This window comes from Streptomyces sp. NPDC021622 (assembly GCF_040640795.1).
In the GTDB taxonomy this organism is placed as follows: Bacteria; Actinomycetota; Actinomycetes; order Streptomycetales; family Streptomycetaceae; genus Streptomyces.
This window is the reverse complement of record NZ_JBFACK010000016.1, coordinates 56,589-72,225: the sequence shown is the minus strand read 5'-3', so window position 1 is coordinate 72,225 and position 15,637 is coordinate 56,589. Positions and strand designations below refer to the sequence as shown.

General features: G+C 72.2%; 10 protein-coding genes. 5 read left to right on the top strand and 5 right to left on the bottom strand.

The window, feature by feature from the left end:
• Nucleotides 1-25: 25 nt before the first annotated feature.
• Nucleotides 26-1,480 carry a xylulokinase gene (gene xylB / locus AB0G47_RS28960; protein WP_360775903.1) on the bottom strand — a complete coding sequence of 485 codons (1,455 nt, stop codon included), beginning with the start codon at nt 1,478-1,480 and terminating at the stop codon, nt 26-28.
• A 192-nt stretch (nt 1,481-1,672) separates the two neighbouring features.
• On the opposite strand from xylB, the gene xylA reads away from it, so the two are divergent.
• Together xylA and AB0G47_RS28950 are read left to right on the top strand one after the other, a co-directional pair.
• A complete protein-coding gene (gene xylA, locus AB0G47_RS28955; protein WP_360775900.1) occupies nt 1,673-2,839 on the top strand; it encodes a xylose isomerase in 1,167 nt (388 codons plus the stop codon).
• 312 nt (nt 2,840-3,151) lie between these two features.
• Entirely contained in the window at nt 3,152-3,421 is a 270-nt protein-coding gene (locus tag AB0G47_RS28950) for a hypothetical protein (RefSeq protein WP_360775897.1), read from the top strand.
• 26 nt (nt 3,422-3,447) lie between these two features.
• On the opposite strand, the gene AB0G47_RS28945 is transcribed toward AB0G47_RS28950, so the two are convergent.
• From AB0G47_RS28945 to AB0G47_RS28935, 3 genes are all read right to left on the bottom strand, one after another.
• A complete protein-coding gene (locus AB0G47_RS28945; protein ID WP_360775894.1) occupies nt 3,448-4,800 on the bottom strand; it encodes an esterase-like activity of phytase family protein in 1,353 nt (450 codons plus the stop codon).
• 459 nt (nt 4,801-5,259) lie between these two features.
• On the bottom strand, nt 5,260-6,582 hold the full coding sequence (locus AB0G47_RS28940; protein ID WP_360775891.1) for an SWF or SNF family helicase: 1,323 nt from the start codon (nt 6,580-6,582) through the stop codon (nt 5,260-5,262).
• Nucleotides 6,579-9,449, bottom strand: a complete 2,871-nt coding sequence (locus AB0G47_RS28935; RefSeq protein ID WP_360775888.1) for a DEAD/DEAH box helicase — start codon at nt 9,447-9,449, stop codon at nt 6,579-6,581. Before AB0G47_RS28935 ends, AB0G47_RS28940 begins: the two co-directional genes overlap by 4 nt.
• Before the next feature lie 248 nt (nt 9,450-9,697).
• Here AB0G47_RS28935 and AB0G47_RS28930 point away from each other — a divergent pair, with 248 nt between their 5' ends.
• The 3 genes from AB0G47_RS28930 (at nt 9,698) to AB0G47_RS28920 (ending at nt 14,729) form a co-directional block, all read left to right on the top strand.
• Complete coding sequence (locus AB0G47_RS28930; protein WP_360775886.1) at nt 9,698-10,753, top strand: acyl-CoA desaturase; 1,056 nt, start codon at nt 9,698-9,700, stop codon at nt 10,751-10,753.
• Nucleotides 10,754-10,931: 178 nt separating this feature from the next.
• Nucleotides 10,932-11,114: a hypothetical protein gene (locus AB0G47_RS28925; protein ID WP_190080005.1), complete on the top strand. Its 183-nt coding sequence runs from the start codon at nt 10,932-10,934 to the stop codon at nt 11,112-11,114.
• A 195-nt stretch (nt 11,115-11,309) separates the two neighbouring features.
• Nucleotides 11,310-14,729, top strand: a complete 3,420-nt coding sequence (locus AB0G47_RS28920) for a hypothetical protein (protein WP_360775882.1) — start codon at nt 11,310-11,312, stop codon at nt 14,727-14,729.
• A 34-nt stretch (nt 14,730-14,763) separates the two neighbouring features.
• Here AB0G47_RS28920 and AB0G47_RS28915 read toward each other — a convergent pair whose 3' ends face one another.
• Nucleotides 14,764-15,630, bottom strand: a complete 867-nt coding sequence (locus AB0G47_RS28915) for a hypothetical protein (RefSeq protein WP_360775880.1) — start codon at nt 15,628-15,630, stop codon at nt 14,764-14,766.
• Nucleotides 15,631-15,637: the final 7 nt, after the last annotated feature.

The following is a 15,637-nucleotide window of genomic DNA, read 5'->3' as shown; positions in this document are numbered from 1 at the left end:
CCCTGCTCGTCGTCACTCATGGCTTTCACTGCTCATGGGCCGCCTTCTCAAGAAGGGGTGCCGCGTCGGAGATTACCCCGGCGATCCGCGCCAGCGCCGACTCGTCCCGCTCCACAGGATCGAGCACGGGTCCCGCGGCCGTGCCCCAGCGGCGCGCGACCGCCGCCGGATCCTCGCCCGTCAGGATGCCCGCGGCCTGCGCTGCGGCCCCGAGCGCGACGAGCTCCCGGGCCTCGGGCACCTGAACAGGCCGCCCGGAGAGCCGCCGCACGGTGTCCTGCCAGGCCCTGCCGCGCGCGCCGCCGCCGATGAGCAGCAGCGGGGCCGAGCGGTCCGCGTCGGCGTCCAGGACCAGGTCGAGGGCGCCGAGCAGCGAGTGCACGGCCCCGTCGTACGCCGCCTGCAACAGTTGTCCCGGAGTCGTGTCGTGCCGCAGACCGTGCAGCAGCCCCGAGGCGTGCGGCAGATCCGGGGTGCGCTCGCCGTCCAGGTAGGGGAGGAGGGTGACTGCGCCGCCCGCCTCCACGGCCTCGCGATCCAGGCTCAGGAGCGCTGCCACGCGGTCCACCGCCAGGGTGCAGTTGAGGGTGCAGGTAAGCGGCAGCCAGTCGCCGCGTGCGTCGGCGAAGCCCGCCACCGTCCCGGTGGGATCCGTGGGGCGGTTGCCGGAGACCGCGTACACCGTGCCCGAAGTGCCAAGGCTCAGCACCGGAGTGCCGGGACGCAGGCCGAGGCCGAGGGCGGCCGCCGCGTTGTCGCCCGTGCCTGGGGCCACCAGCGTGCCCTTGGAGAAGGGCAGTTCGCCGCTGCCCCGTACGGTGCCTGCGACCTCCCCGGGGCGGACGACGCGCGGCAGCAGAGCAGGGTCGAGCCCGACGAGGTCGAGGATCTCCTCGTCGTACGTCTCCGTCGCCGACGCCCACCACCCCGTCCCGGAGGCATCGCCCCGGTCGGTCGTGCCGGTCCCGGTGAGGCGTTCGGTGAGGTAGTCGTGGGGCAGGCGGACGGCCGCGCTGGCGCGGGCCGCTTCCGGTTCGTGTTCGCCGAGCCAGGCCCACTTGGTCACCGTGAAGGAGGGCCCCGGCACACTGCCGACGCGCTCGGCCCATGCCTTCGGGCCGCCGAGGCGGTCGACCAGGGTGCGGGCCTGCGCCGCCGAGCGCACGTCGTTCCACAGGAGCGCGGGCCGTACCGGTCTGCCGTTCGCGTCGAGGGTGACAAGGCCGTGCTGCTGGCCGCCGACCGACACGGCCGCGGCCTCGCGTGCCGCGTCACCGCACTGGTGCAGCGCCGCGCTGAGGGCGCTCCACCACTCCTCAGGGTCGCTCTCGCGTGCCGCGCCCGAGCTGACGCCGTGCGGCGCCTGACCGCTCGCCACCACCCTGCCCGTCGCGGCGTCGACGACCAGGACCTTGGTGGACTGCGTGGAGCTGTCCACGCCGACGACGAGCGGACCGTCGGCTGCTGGTGCTGATGACATCGGGGGTCTCCGTTCCCGCGGCTCTTTCCGGGTGCTTCCGGACTTCTCTCCGTCCGACCTTCCCAGGGATGCCTCCGGATACTAATTTGTTAAGTGCCATGACGAAATAGTCGTGGCGGCCGCATCTCAGCTCACGGCACAGCCGCGCCCGGGCCGCCCCGCCGCCCGCATCAGCCATCCAGGGAGCCGCACATGACGTACCAGCCCACTCCTGAGGACAAGTTCACCTTCGGTCTGTGGACCGTCGGCTGGCAGGGAAGGGACCCATTCGGAGACGCGACGCGCGCGCCCCTCGAACCGGCCGACTCCGTACGGCACCTGGCCGAACTGGGTGCCTACGGAGTGACCTTCCACGACGACGACCTGATCCCCTCCGGGGCCACGGACACCGAGCGCGAGTCCCACATCAAGCGCTTCCGCCAGGCGCTCGACGCGACCGGCCTCGTCGTGCCGATGGCCACCACGAACCTGTTCACGCACCCCGTCTTCAAGGACGGCGCGTTCACCGCCAACGACCGCGACGTGCGCCGCTACGCCCTGCGCAAGACGATCCGCAACATCGACCTCGCGGTGGAGCTCGGCGCACACACCTACGTCGCATGGGGAGGCAGGGAAGGCGCGGAGTCCGGTGCCGCCAAGGACGTGCGCGACGCTCTGGACCGGATGAAGGAGGCATTCGACCTGCTCGCCGAGTATGTGACGGAACAGGGCTACGACCTGCGCTTCGCGATCGAGCCCAAACCGAACGAGCCGCGCGGCGACATCCTGCTGCCGACCGTCGGACACGCCCTTGCCTTCATCGAGCGCCTGGAGCGCTCCGAGCTGTTCGGGGTCAACCCCGAAGTGGGCCACGAGCAGATGGCCGGCCTCAACTTCCCGCACTCCATCGCCCAGGCGCTGTGGGCGGGCAAGCTCTTCCACATCGACCTCAACGGCCAGACCGGCATCAAGTACGACCAGGACCTGCGCTTCGGGGCGGGCGATCTACGGAGCGCCTTCTGGCTGGTCGACCTCCTGGAGAGGGGCGGTTACGAGGGTCCGCGGCACTTCGACTTCAAGCCGCCGCGCACGGAGGACTACGCGGGCGTGTGGGAGTCGGCTGCAGGGTGTATGCGCAACTACCTGATCCTGCGGGAGCGTTCCGCCGCGTTCCGCGCCGACCCGGAGGTCCAGGAGGCCCTGCACGCCGCACGGCTCGACGAACTGTCGCTGCCCACCGCCGAGGACGGCCTGAGCGGGCTGCTCGCCGACCGCGGCGCCTTCGAGGACTTCGACGTCACGGGCGCCGCGGCCCGTGGCATGGCCTTCGAACGCCTCGACCAGCTCGCCATGGACCACCTCCTGGGGGCGCGCGGCTGACCCCGAAGCGTCACTTCGGGTGCATCAACTTCTGCACAGGGGTCGCGTCTTGACCGGCGCGAGGCGACTCTTGACGGTATGGCCATGCCGCCCGTACCGCCGCAGCCTCCTCCTCCGCCGGGTGACGCGCCCCCGCCAAGTGACGGCGGCTTCGGTCCGCCTGGAGGCGGGTACGGACCGCCTCCGGGCGGCGGGGGATGGCCTCCTGAAGGAGGCGGCGGCGGCCTGCCTCCGGACGGCGGCGCCTGGCCGCCGTCGCCACCGCCCGGAGGACCTCCGGGGCGGCGCAACGGGCTGTTCATCCTGCTTGCCGTGATCATCGCGGTGGGAGCCGTCGTCGCGGTGGTCCTGGTGGCCACCAGCGGCGATGAATCCCCGGGCAAGAAGGGGCCGTCCGAGAGCAGCGAGAGCTCTGGCGGCAAGCCCACTCCGTCGCTGAGCATCCCGTCGCAGATCCCATCGGAACTCCCTACGGAGGTCCCCTCCAACCTGCCGAGCGGTCTGCCGTCGGACTTCCCCAGCGATCTGCCGACCGATCCGGATGACCTGGAATCCCTGATTCCGTCGGCCGCGGGCAACTAGGCGGCACGCAGCCGTGCGGTAGCCCTTCAGAGGCCCTTCGGCAGCCGCACGTACATCACGGTGGTCTCGACTCCGCTGTCCACGAGGCGGCCGTCCTTGTCGAACGCCTCGGGGCCGTCCGTCATCCCGAAGTCGTTGTCGTTGATCAGAGCGAGGGTGCGACTGTTCACGAGGGCCACACCCTCGATCTTGTCGGGCACTCCCTTGACGGCGCCCAGGTCGACCACGAGGCGCTTCTTCAGGACGGGCACTCCGGAGCCGGCCGGATCGTCGAGCTGCTCCAGGGAGGGCTCCGTGGCGGCGTCGTCCCACCGGTCGCCGAGGATGTCGGAGCGGCGGTCCAGCTTCACCGTCTGCAGCCGCGCGGCCTTGTCGGTGCGTTCCTCTACGAGGAGCCGGTCACGGCCGACGGCCACTACGGAGGAGATCTTCAGCTCGGACGTGTCGTCCTCGCCCGGGTCGACGACCCCCACCGGGTCGAAGCGGTACGCGTACTCGGCGGTGACCGCCTGCTTCTTCGGCGAGAAGCGCAGCAGCCGCGTCGTCCGCGAGCCCTCGCCGGCGTCCTCGTCGGGGAGGGACAGCGGGCTCTGCACCGCCATCACCAGGTCCCCGCCCGGCAGTTGGGTGAGCCCTTCGAAGCCGCGGTTGACCTTGCGGTTCAGCAGGATGCCGGGCAGTGCCTCGGCCACTGGGTAGTCGGCCCCGGACAGCTTCAGACCCTGCGGCACATAGCGCTTGAGCACCTTGCCGCGTGCGGAGACGTGGACGAGCGAGGGGCCGTACTCGTCGACCAGCCAGAAGCTGCCGTCGTCGGCCCGCACGATGCCCTCGGTGTCCAGGCCGTTCGGGTCGTACGTCAGAGGGTTCTTGGCGTCGTACGTGTACGGAGCCTCATCGCGCCCCTCCTGGTTGGGCAGTCCGGTGACGGGCTTTCCGGAGGACGTCGTCAGGGGCAGCGCGTCGACGACCTTCACGGTGTCTCCGGAGGCACGGACCTTCACGATCGCCGGATCGAAACCGGGGACGGGAAAGGTGCGCCGCTTCTTGCCGTCCACCTTGATCTGGCCGTTGGGCCCCCGGTCGGTGACCGTCCAGAACTCGCCCTTGCGGCCCGCCGGATAGATGTCGCTGCCGATGCCGCCAAGACGCACGTCCCGGTCGTCGTCCACCGTGCCGGGCAGCAACGAGTTGCTGAAGGTGCCCAGCGGGATGTCGCCCAGCGTCGCGGTCGAGGTGATCCGAGGCGCCTTCTCCTTGCCGCCGGTCTGCGCGCCCGTGGCGGTTCCGGTCACCACGGCCGCCGCGATCACGGCGATCGGCACACCCACGGCGACGGAACGGCGGACGCGACGCTGACGGGCGGCGTGCGGGGACATGGGTGCCTCCTGGGGCGCGAGTTCGGTGACAGCGGTCAGACTTCGCCGTCGCCACGAACGCAAGGAGGCGGAGAGGTAAACGTCAGGGGGCACGGCGACGGCGCCTCCCGCGAGGGGCAGGAGGCGCCGCCGTCCGCCATCGTCCGGTCAGCAGTGGTCGGGCAAGCTGCCCTTGTCGCCCCCCTTCAGGCTTCAGGTGGATCGCCATGACGCGTTCAGGCGGGTCGTGTCCGTGACCCGATGCCCTGAACCGGTGCGGTCCACGCTCCCGGATGGCATGGCCGCGCTCAATCCCTGATCAGGGCGAGTCCGCGCGCCGGTGTTCCCGGCGCGTGCACACGCGGCGCGGACGCGCCGGGCGCCGCCGGATGCGTTTCGGCCAAGGGGGCGTGCGGTGTGCCGTGGAACTTCAGCGGTGTGGTGCGGGGCTGTTGGCGCCCCGCACCACACCGGTGGGTGTCACTCGCCGCCGGTCACCACGGCCAGTGCCGTCGCCGGGTCGTGGGTGGCCGGGCCCGCCGGGGTCCACCGGCCGCGTTCCTTGCGGTAGGGCCACCAGCGGCCGTCGTCCCCCTGCCGCAGTTGGGCGTCGCCGCCGACCACGGTCCAGCGGTTGCGGGCGGCCCGCAGCTGCGGCCGCTCGTCCTCGTCCCAGGCCGCGTCGAGGGCGGCACGCGCGCGTGCCAGGGCTTCGGCGCCGGGCGTCCACTCCTCCTCGAGCACGGACAGCGCGGCGGGTCCGCCGAACTCCCAGGCCCGTACGGCCAGCGCAAGCCCCTCCTTGCCCCGGTCGGACGCCGAGGCGAGCCGCGTCACCACCGGCGCGCCCGGCGCCGCGGCGGCCAGCCGCACGGCGTCCTCACCCGGAGTCAACTCCACCTCGACCGGCTGCCGTTCGTGCCCGGGGGCGAGCGCCTCGGCCAGCAGGCGGTGTGCCTCCGCGGCCGCCCGCGCCGCCAGGAACTCGAGCGCCGTCACGTCGATGCCCGGCGCGGGCTCCGCCTCCGTGTCGAGCGAGGGCGGCAGGCCCGGCTCTGAGGGCAGGGGAGGGAGGTCCGGCAGCGGAGGGAGGATGGCGCCCTCGGCGTACGCCACATCGGCGTACACGCCCTCCTGGGCCTCCTCCTGCTCCTCCTCCGGTGCCTCCTCGGCCTCCGCCTGCGCCACGCTGCGTACTTGCAGCTCGTCAAGGAGCTCACGCTCCGCACGGCCGCGCATCAGGAGCAGCACGAACGGATCCTGATCGAGCAGCCGGGCCATCTGGTAGGAGAGCGCGGCCGTATGCCCGCAGTGGTCCCACGCGTCACAGTCGCACTCGGGCTCCAGATCGCCGATGCCGGGCAGGAGTTCGACGCCCGCGCCCGCCGCGTCCTCCACCAGATGCGGTGGCATCTCGCGGTCGAGCAGCGCCGCGATGTGCCCGGCGCGCTCCACGGTCATGCCCAGGAAGCGGTCCCACTCGGCATCGGTCAACTGCTGCAGCAGCACGTCCGAGCGATGCGCAGTGCCGTCCGGGTCCTGCACGACCGCGGTGATGCGCCCGGGGCGCACCGACACCGCGCCCACGGCACCCGCGCGCGCGAGCCTGCGGCCCGCCTTAAGCTGCTGGAGGTCCAGCGCCGTGTCCTCCAGTGCCTTCAGCCAGGCCTGGCCCCACCAGCTCTGCGCGAACCCCCGCCCGTGCGCGGGCGGCAGCGCGGCGAAGGTGCGCTCGTGGCGGCGCGCGCCCTGCCCGGACTCCTCGTGTGTTTCGTCGAACGCCTCGTCGTACGTGTCGTTCATCGCGTCCCCCCTCGCAGCTCCACCAGATCCGACAGTTCGGCATCGGTGAGTTCCGTCAGCGCGGCCTCACCGGCACCGAGGACCGCGTCCGCCAACTCCCGCTTGCGCAGCAGCATCTCGGCGATCCGGTCCTCGATCGTCCCCTCCGCGATCAGACGGTGCACCTGCACGGGCTGTGTCTGCCCGATGCGGTACGCGCGGTCCGTGGCCTGCGCCTCGACGGCGGGATTCCACCAGCGGTCGTAGTGCACGACATGCTCGGCCCGCGTCAGGTTCAGCCCCGTGCCCGCGGCCTTCAACGACAGCAGGAAGACCGGCACTTCACCGTCCTGGAAGCGCTGCACCATCGCCTCGCGCGCCGCGATGGGCGTCCCGCCGTGCAGGAACTGGGAGGGCACGCCACGGGCTGCCAGATGCCGCTCGATGAGTCGCGCCATCTGCACGTACTGCGTGAAGACGAGCACGCCCGCGTCCTCGGCGAGAATCGTGTCGAGCAGCTCGTCGAGGAGTTCCAGCTTCCCGGAGCGCCCTTCGATCCGCGGGGCGTCCTCCTTGAGGTACTGCGCGGGGTGGTTGCAGATCTGCTTCAGCCCGGTGAGCAGCTTGACGATCAGACCGCGGCGGGCGAAACCGTCGGCACCGGCGATCTCCGCCAGGGTCTCCCGTACGACGGCTTCGTACAGACCGGTCTGCTCCGTGGTGAGGGAGACGGCCCGGTCGGTCTCGGTCTTGGGCGGCAACTCGGGCGCGATGCCCGGGTCGGACTTGCGCCGGCGCAGCAGGAAGGGGCGTACGAGCTGCGAGAGCCGCTCGGCGGCGGCCGGGTCCTTGCCCCCCTCGACGGCTTGCGCGTAGCGGGTGCGGAACGTGCCGAGCTTGCCGAGCAGCCCCGGTGTCGTCCAGTCGAGGATCGCCCACAGCTCGGAGAGATTGTTCTCCACGGGGGTGCCGGTGAGCGCCACGCGCGCGCGTGCGCCAATGGTGCGCAGCTGCTTGGCGGTCGCCGAGAACGGGTTCTTGACGTGCTGGGCCTCATCGGCGACGACCATGCCCCACGGAGCCTTGGCCAGGCTGTCCGCGTCGAGGCGCATGGTGCCGTAGGTGGTGAGCACGAACTCGCCGTCGGCCAGGTCCTCCAGGCCGCGCCGGGCTCCGTGGAAACGGCGCACGGGGGTGCCGGGCGCGAACTTCTCGATCTCGCGCTGCCAGTTGCCCATCAGGGACGTCGGACAGACCACCAGGGTGGGTCCTGCGGAATCGGGGTCCGTCTGCCGGTGCAGATGCAGGGAGATCAGCGTGATGGTCTTGCCGAGACCCATGTCGTCCGCCAGGCAGCCGCCCAGGCCCAACGAGGTCATGCGGGCGAGCCAGTTCAGACCGCGGAGCTGGTAGTCGCGCAGATTCGCGGCAAGCGCAGCCGGCTGCCCGACGGGCTCCATGCCCTCCGGATCGGCGAGGCGTTCGCGGAGCGTCGCCAGCCAGCCGGTCGGCTGGACGTCCACCCGCTGCCCGGCCACTTCGGTGGTGCCGGTCAGCACGGCGCTCAGCGCGTCGATCGGGGTGACCTTGTGGTCCTGGTCCTCGCGAGCGCGCCGTGCCTCTTCGGGGTCGATGAGCACCCACTGGTCACGCAGGCGCACCACCGGACGGTTGGCCTCCGCGAGCTGGTCGAGCTCCGCGCGGGACAACTCCTTGTCGCCCAGCGCGAACCGCCAGTTGAAGGCGAGTAGCGCGTCGGCGGAGAGATACGACGGGGTGTCCGACGACGGCTTGTCGGGGTCCCTGGAGTCGTCGTCGGGCGGGCCGATGACCGCGCGGGCGGTGAGGTTGCGCGCCAGCTCCTTGGGCCAGTGCACCTCGACACCCGCGGCGGCGAGCATCCGCGAGCCTTCGCCGAGGAGCGCGGTCACTTCCTCGTCGGCGAGCTCGATGGCGTCGGGCACGGTGGCCGAGAGCAGCGGCGCGAGCGGCGGCCACGCGCGCGTGGCGCGGCGCAGCGCGAGCAGCGCGTCCATCCGGGAGCGCGGTCCGAAGGCCTGCCCCGAGGCGGCCGAACCGGCCCAGACCTCGGCCGCGTCGGCGACGAGCGAGGGATCGCTGACGCTGTGCATCTGCAGCACGGCGCGGAACGGCAACCTGCTCTCGTCGGAGGTCTGCGCCACAAGCCCGGGGACCTCGACGCGCAAGGAGACGCGTACGCCCGCGTCGTGCCCGGCGGCGACATCCATGGCCCAGGGCCGCTGCTCGGGGATGTGCTGCGGCTGCGGCGCGGCGAAGGCCGGCGCGCCGGCGGCGACCGCGGCGGCGGGGGTGCGCGGCAGCGTATCGGCCACCGCGTCGAGGAACTGCCGCAGCAGCCGCTCCGGTTGGGGCAGCCGCAGGGGTTCGGTGCCGTCCAGGGGCAGGGCGTGTGCGGCCGGAGGCATCGCCGCCGCGAGGTCGCGCAGGCGCCGCAGGTCGTCGGCGCCCAGCGGGCCCGAGCGCCAGGCGTCGTGGTCACTCGGCGTCAGGCCGGGCAACAGCAGGCCGCGTGCGGCCAGTTGCAGGGCGAGCACGCCCGCCGTCCCCCAGAACGCGGCGGTCGGATGTGCCCCGGCCGTGGCACGCGCGCGGGTCAGCACCGGCAGCGCCGCGCGCACCGGCAGCAGCACGGCCGAGACGTCGCCGGGCCGTGCCCCGCCGTCGTCGCCGGGCACGGCGATGGTGAGCTCCTCTGCGGTGCCGGCCGCGACGGCGGGCGGCGCGTCGCCGTCCGGGTGCCAGAAGGCCACCCGACCGGTGCGCGCCGGGTCGGCGGGCACGAACAGCACAGAACAACGGGACAGTTCAGAGATCTCGGAAGGTGACGCGGCGGGGAGTCTGTGCACAGCGATGGCGCATTCCTCAAACTTGACTACTGAGACCGGAGCGGCCGAGAGTACAGCACACTGTCGAGCCTGCGTTAGCGCTGGCGACGTGATCCCGATCACGCCACTCCGAAGGTGTAGCTAACCCCCCTGTGGGGCGGTGCTGACCCCCTGCGGAAGACGGGTGAAGGCGCCATGGTCGCCCAAGGTCACCGGCTCATACGTTGAGTGAAGTCCACCCGATCCAGTCACAGACCGGAGACCTCACCATGCCCCAGGCCGCCGCAGCAGTCGCGGAACGTTCGCCAGGCACCACCGAAAGGCAGCCCGCCGGAAGCGATTTCGCACCCCTGCTGCGCACCGTCAAGGAACAGGGTCTCCTTGGCCGCCGCACCGGCTGGTACGCCTCGACCATCGCGGTCAACGCGGTCGCACTGGCGGCGACAGCGGCGGGCATGTTCCTGATAGGAGGCTCCTGGTGGGTGCTGCTCCTCGCGCCACTGCTCTCGGTGCTGTGCGCCCGCACGGCGTTCATCGGGCATGACGCTGGGCACTCCCAGATCACCGGCGACCGCGGGATGAGCCGCGCCCTCGGCCTCATCCACGGCAACCTCCTCCTGGGGATGAGTTCGGCCTGGTGGAACGACAAGCACAACCGCCACCACGCCAATCCCAACCACATAGAGAAGGACCCCGACGTCGCCGCCGACGTCCTCGTCTGGACCAGCAAGCAGGCCAGGGTCCGCGTCGGCTTCCGGCGCTGGCTCACCCGCAACCAGGCCTGGCTGTTCTTCCCCCTGACGCTGCTCCAGGGCGTCGCCATGAAGATCTACGGATTCCAGGACCTGCGCCGCCAGAGCCCGCGCGAGCGCGTCGTGGAGGGCCTGCTCCTGGTGGCCCACCTGATCGGCTATGTGACGCTGCTGCTCGTCGCCATGCCCGTGGGGCACGCCATCGCCTTCGCCGCCATCCACCAGGCACTGTTCGGCCTGCACCTGGGTCTTGCCTTCGCGCCCAACCACAAGGGCATGGAGATGCCCGATCCCGACGGCGAGCGCTGGGGCCACCTCAGCCGCCAGGTCCTCACCTCACGCAACATCCGCGGCAGCTTCCTGACCGACTGGTTCCTGGGCGGACTCAACTACCAGATCGAGCACCACCTCTTCCCGAGCATGCCCCGACCCAGCCTGCGGCGCGTCCAGCCGCTGGTCCGCGCCCACTGCGCGGAGCTGGGCATGCCGTACACGGAGGCGGGGTTCGTCGATTCCTACCGACAGGTGCTGCGTCACATGTACGAGGTCGGCGAGCCGCTGCGGGTCGAATAGGCGCGCCGGCCGATCTTCGAACTGCCCTGTGGGCCGCCCTTCGGATCCCGGAGGCGGCTCAGGGTCATCTCAGGGTCGCGCCTCAGGGGTCTATCAGGGGAGCAGACTGGAACTGTGGGCGGCGCGATCCCGTTTCTCAAGACAGAGAGCGGCAGCAGCCGCGAAGGAGGCGACGCACATGTCGAAGAACGCGAAGATCGCCGCAGGAGGTGTGGCGGCCGGCATCATCCTGTTGATCTGGCTGCCCTGGTGGGCCGCCCTCCTGATCGTGCTGGGAGTCCCGGCCGCGGCGTATCTGACACTCGACCCGGCCCAGCGGCGCAGGCTGCGCCGCGTCTCACGCAAGGAGATAGGCCACTGACCGGCCGCTGCTGAGAAGGTGCCACGCCGGTCGGCCAGGGCCCGCGCGCGGCAACCGGCGGGTTCCCCGCTCGTGGATCGGCCCACGGCGGATCCACGAGCGGAAAATCCGTTGCGCGACCCGCGGTTCGGCAGTGATCATGGCGCACATGACTTCCCGAGAGGAGGCCGTCCAGCGATCCCACGGTGATCGCTGATGGCCACATACGAGGCGTCGCAGACGCCGTCCCAGCCCCAACCCGCTCCCGCGCCGCTGACGTCGGCCTGGCTGAAGGCCCACTTCGACCCGCTGCCCTTCCCGGCCCGCATGAGCGCCCTGGCAAGCTACGCCCGAGCGCTCACCCCAGAGGCGTACGCGACACTCCGCGAGGCCCTCGCCGCCGGTGCCCCTGACGAGCGGCACACCGCGCTCTTCCTGGCCGTCACCCGGCGTGACCTCACGTCCATCGCCGACGCCCTGACCGACCCCCTTCTGCGCCGCCGTGCCCTCTCGGCCGCCATCCGGCTTCCCGTGCCGGAAGCGGCCTTGGAGCAGCTCGCGTTGAGCGACATCAAACAGGCGCGGCACGAAACATTCCAGGTACTGCGGCTGAGCCGTCGCCGCGCGCTCGCCGCACGCCTGCTGCCGCAGGTCCACGAACGATTCGGAGCCCGGGAGGCCGCACAACTCCTGCCCGCATGCCCCGCCCGGACGGTCGCCGCATGGCTGCCCCGGCTCGATCCGCCGCCAGGAGTGCTCAGCACACTGGCTCGCACCGCCCCGTACGCCATCGCCGAATTCCTGGCGGGCCGATGGCAGAGCCTCGGCTCTCGTGAGCACCACCGCTTCACAGGCCGCGGCCGCGCGGTCGCGAGCCTGGCCGCGGAACGCGACCCGGAGGCAGGGCTGCTGCTCTTGGAACGGGCGCCCGACCTCCTGACGGCACGAGCGGCACGCACCCTGCTGCGCCGTCCGGCCCGAGTCCTCGCGATCCTGCGTGCCGCGCCACCTGACGCGAGCGGCGCACACCGCGAACTGCGCCTCTCCGCAGGCGCCTTGCCATCGGCCACGCGGCGCGCCCTGCGCGAACTCCCGCCCGCGGACCTCGTGGACCTGGCCCGCCGCTGCCCCATGAGGCAACCGCGGTACCGCGGACCAGGGCGGCACGACATCGAACCGGACGGCCTGCTGGCGCTGCTGCCCGGCCCGGACCGACGTCGACTCGTCGAGGAACGCACCCGGCGCAGCCGCTCCACGCGCAGCGTCCCCATCGGCACGCTCACGGCCCTTCAACCGACCGACCGGGCAGAGATCGTCGGCCCCTGGGTGGAGCGCTGGTCCTCGTCGAACCAGGAATGGACACGGAGCCGTCTCGCGGTCGCGCTCCCACTCGCCCTGGGGGAGCCGTTGCTGCGCCGCATGGCGGACCAGCACCGCGTCCACCACCGTCTGCAGGCCTGGCCCGCGTTGCTCGCCTGTGCGGAACTGGAGGGCGACCCGGACGAGTTCGCACGGATCGCCGTCGACTGCGAGCGAGCCTGGCACGACCAGGAAGAGGTGCGCAGGGCCGCCCTCCAGCAGCTCGCGGGCACCTCCCGGCGCCTGCTCGCCGCACTGCCCGACCAGGTCCTGCGCGACGCCGTGATCACCACGGTCCAGTCCCGGGACTCGACCGCGCGCACGCTGGCCGCGGCCGAGCAGCTGCTGCGCCGCGCCGTGCAGTGCGCCACCTCGGCCGGCGAGTGGAGCCGGGCCGGTTACGCGACGGAGTTGCTCTGCCAGGTCCTCTCCGACCCCCGCTCGCACCGACCCGTCGCCCCGCTGGACATCGACGAGGCGGCGGCACGAGCCCTCTGGCCGACGACAGCGGCCACCGCGGGAGTGCGCCCCGGTCTCCACACGGCCCTCGCCGAACTCCTCGCACCCCACCTCACCGCGTTGCCCGATCTCGACAGCCTGGTCCGGCGCATCGCCCTGGAGTCCGGCGACCCGGACCTCGCGGCCCGCGCGGCGGCAGCCTGGGTGGCACCCGCGCGGCTGCGGGAGCAGCGCAGCGCCGAACTGATCGGCCTCGACGCCTCGTTCATCGCGGTGCCGGTCGTTCTGCGCACCCTCGCCACCCGGCGAACCGACCTGCTGGACTCCGTGCTGGTCGCTGCCCGGGACGGACTCACCGGCCGGGTACGTCCCCGGGCATCCGCCTGGTCGGCCGCACTGCACCCGGGCCCCACCGGCCGCTGGCTCCCCGCACAGCGCCGCTCCTGGGACGAGCACCACGCGCGCGTGGCCACGGACGAACTGGCCCCGCTGCGCACCCGGGCCGACGCTGCGGCACAACTCCGCGACGCCGAACTGCTCACCGCACTCGCGGAGTCGGCACCCCAGCCCGTCGCCGCGGCGGCACTCGGGGCGCTGGGCGAGGTGCCCGGCGTGGCGCACGACGTTGCCGCGCCCGCAATCGAGCCGCTGTTGGAGATCCTGCTGCGGCACGCCGCGACAAGCGGCGTACGGGGGCGTGCCGCCATGGCATCCGTCCGCCGGCTCCTGGCAGCCATGCCGGACCCGGAAGCCAACGCTCTGCTCGCCCCTGTCGCCCGCGCGGCCGACGCCCCCGTGGGCACCCGCAAAGAGGCCGTGCGGGCCCTGGGGATGCTCGCCGGTGACGAGGCGCTCGAGGCTCTGGTGCGGGCCTGGGACGCGCCGGGCCAACACCGCGACGTACGCGCCGTCATCGCTCGCTTCCTCCTCGCCGAGATCGACCGTCCCGGCATCGCCGACCGTCTTGCCCAGGCGGCGGACGAAGCCGCGGTCAGGGAAGTGGTGATCCAAGGGCGCGCGGGAGCCGTGAGTGAATCCGTGGGCGTGGCCTACACCGCCTTCCTCACGCGCCTGGTGAAGGAGGGCACCAAGGAGACCGCCGTCGCCGCGTGCCGGGCTCTGCCGGCCTGGTTCACACCGGAATCGACCGACGCCATGCGCGCCGTGGCCCACGTCATCACCGACCGGCAGCGATCCAGATGGGAATGGGAGACGGCGGCCCAGCAGTTGCTGTGGTTCCCCTTGGGTACGCAAGGCGGGCCCATCCTCAGGGATGCCATGCGTACGCTCCAGGAACGCGTGGACGCGGCTGGCGACCCGGAGCTGAGGGCTGACGCACTTCGTCGTCTCGCGGGCATCGGAGAGTCCTTGCCGGTCTCACGAGGCTCTGAGCGCTCGCTCCTCGTCGCCGACGCCGTGGCTCTCTCGCTGCGGGCCGTGGGCCTGTATCGCGAGGCGGCCGCGCTGACATGGAAGGCGGCGCTGGCCGCCATCCGGCACGGCGAACACCACGCGCAACGCTGGGAACAGCTCCTGGCCCTGGTCGAGGAACGCCCCGAACGGCTGCCCTTCACCGCGGGCGTCTCGGTCGACGTGCCCACCCCACGCGCGCGTGCGGCACTGCTCGCGGCCGTCCGGCTGCTGCGCGAGCGCGGCACCCCGGTGTCCGGGTCGCTGGCCCTCGACCTGGTCCGCGCCGGGAGCCGCGCAACAGCGTGGGACGAGACCTGGCGCGGTGAACTCGCGGCCCTCCGGGACCACGAGGACCACGACACGGCCATGGCGGCGCTGCTCGTCGACCCCGGACCGCCCCGCTGACGTAGAGCCAGGGGAAGGTCCGAAGCAGCAGTGATCAGGCGGGGCGCACGGCCATCTTGTCGAGCGCTTCGAGGAGCCCGGGGAGTTCGGGCCCCCGCCCCACGGGCAGCACCTCGCCGGGCTCCTCGTCCAGCAGGACGAACGCGATGTCGTCGGTCCTGGCCACCAGCGACCAGCCAGGTCCGTCTGCGCGCAGCGTTCGGGCCTCTCCGGAGGCGAACGACGACCGCACGCGCCCCAGGGGCGGGGGAGTGCTCACATACGCCCGTACCTCCGCCATGACCCGGCGCACGCCGGTGAGCGACCCGTCCGCGGCATCCGCGTCGTCGCCCTCCGAAAGGGCCTTGTCGGCGTCCTGTGGTGCCTCGGCCTGCGCATCCGCGTCGTCCGGCTGGAAGTCGGCGTCATCGATCTGGTCGCGCCAGGCCGCCCACTGCAACGCGATCTCGTCGGCACCGAGCCGCCGTTGGGCGGGTCCCCAGGTGTCGGTCTGCGGGGGCGAGAGCGGCGTGAGATCCGTGTCCTCGGGGTCCGGTTCGGGGTCATGGGGAGCGGGCACACCGGGCGCGGCGACGGCCACCGCCAGGGGCCAGCCGGGCAGCGCGGCGACCACTGTGCGTTCATCGGGCGACAGGTCGTACTCCATGCCGCAGTCCCACGACGCGATCGCCACGGCGACGAGCGACACATCGTCGACGACGACCGTCCACCGGGCTCCGGCGCCGTCCTGACCCAGCACAAGCCCGTACCCGGCGGCCAGCGGAGCCAGTCCCAGGGCCGCGCAGGCCTCCGGATAATCGTCACCGAGCACGCTCGGGAACTTCGCGGGTGTCAGCAGCACCGCGGTCAGCACGTACAGCGCGTCGTCCTCGGCGGCGACTGCGTCGTCCGTTCCGGCCATTGCCAGC

What these genes read in the sequence shown, in the direction of transcription:
- AB0G47_RS28940 (WP_360775891.1), bottom strand. Translation starts at nt 6,582, where the DNA reads ATGAACGACACGTACGACGAGGCGTTCGACGAAACACACGAGGAGTCC.
- xylB (WP_360775903.1), bottom strand. Translation starts at nt 1,480, where the DNA reads ATGTCATCAGCACCAGCAGCCGACGGTCCGCTCGTCGTCGGCGTGGAC.
- AB0G47_RS28920 (WP_360775882.1), top strand. Translation starts at nt 11,310, where the DNA reads ATGGCCACATACGAGGCGTCGCAGACGCCGTCCCAGCCCCAACCCGCT.
- AB0G47_RS28945 (WP_360775894.1), bottom strand. Translation starts at nt 4,800, where the DNA reads ATGTCCCCGCACGCCGCCCGTCAGCGTCGCGTCCGCCGTTCCGTCGCC.
- AB0G47_RS28930 (WP_360775886.1), top strand. Translation starts at nt 9,698, where the DNA reads ATGCCCCAGGCCGCCGCAGCAGTCGCGGAACGTTCGCCAGGCACCACC.
- AB0G47_RS28925 (WP_190080005.1), top strand. Translation starts at nt 10,932, where the DNA reads ATGTCGAAGAACGCGAAGATCGCCGCAGGAGGTGTGGCGGCCGGCATC.
- AB0G47_RS28915 (WP_360775880.1), bottom strand. Translation starts at nt 15,630, where the DNA reads ATGGCCGGAACGGACGACGCAGTCGCCGCCGAGGACGACGCGCTGTAC.
- xylA (WP_360775900.1), top strand. Translation starts at nt 1,673, where the DNA reads ATGACGTACCAGCCCACTCCTGAGGACAAGTTCACCTTCGGTCTGTGG.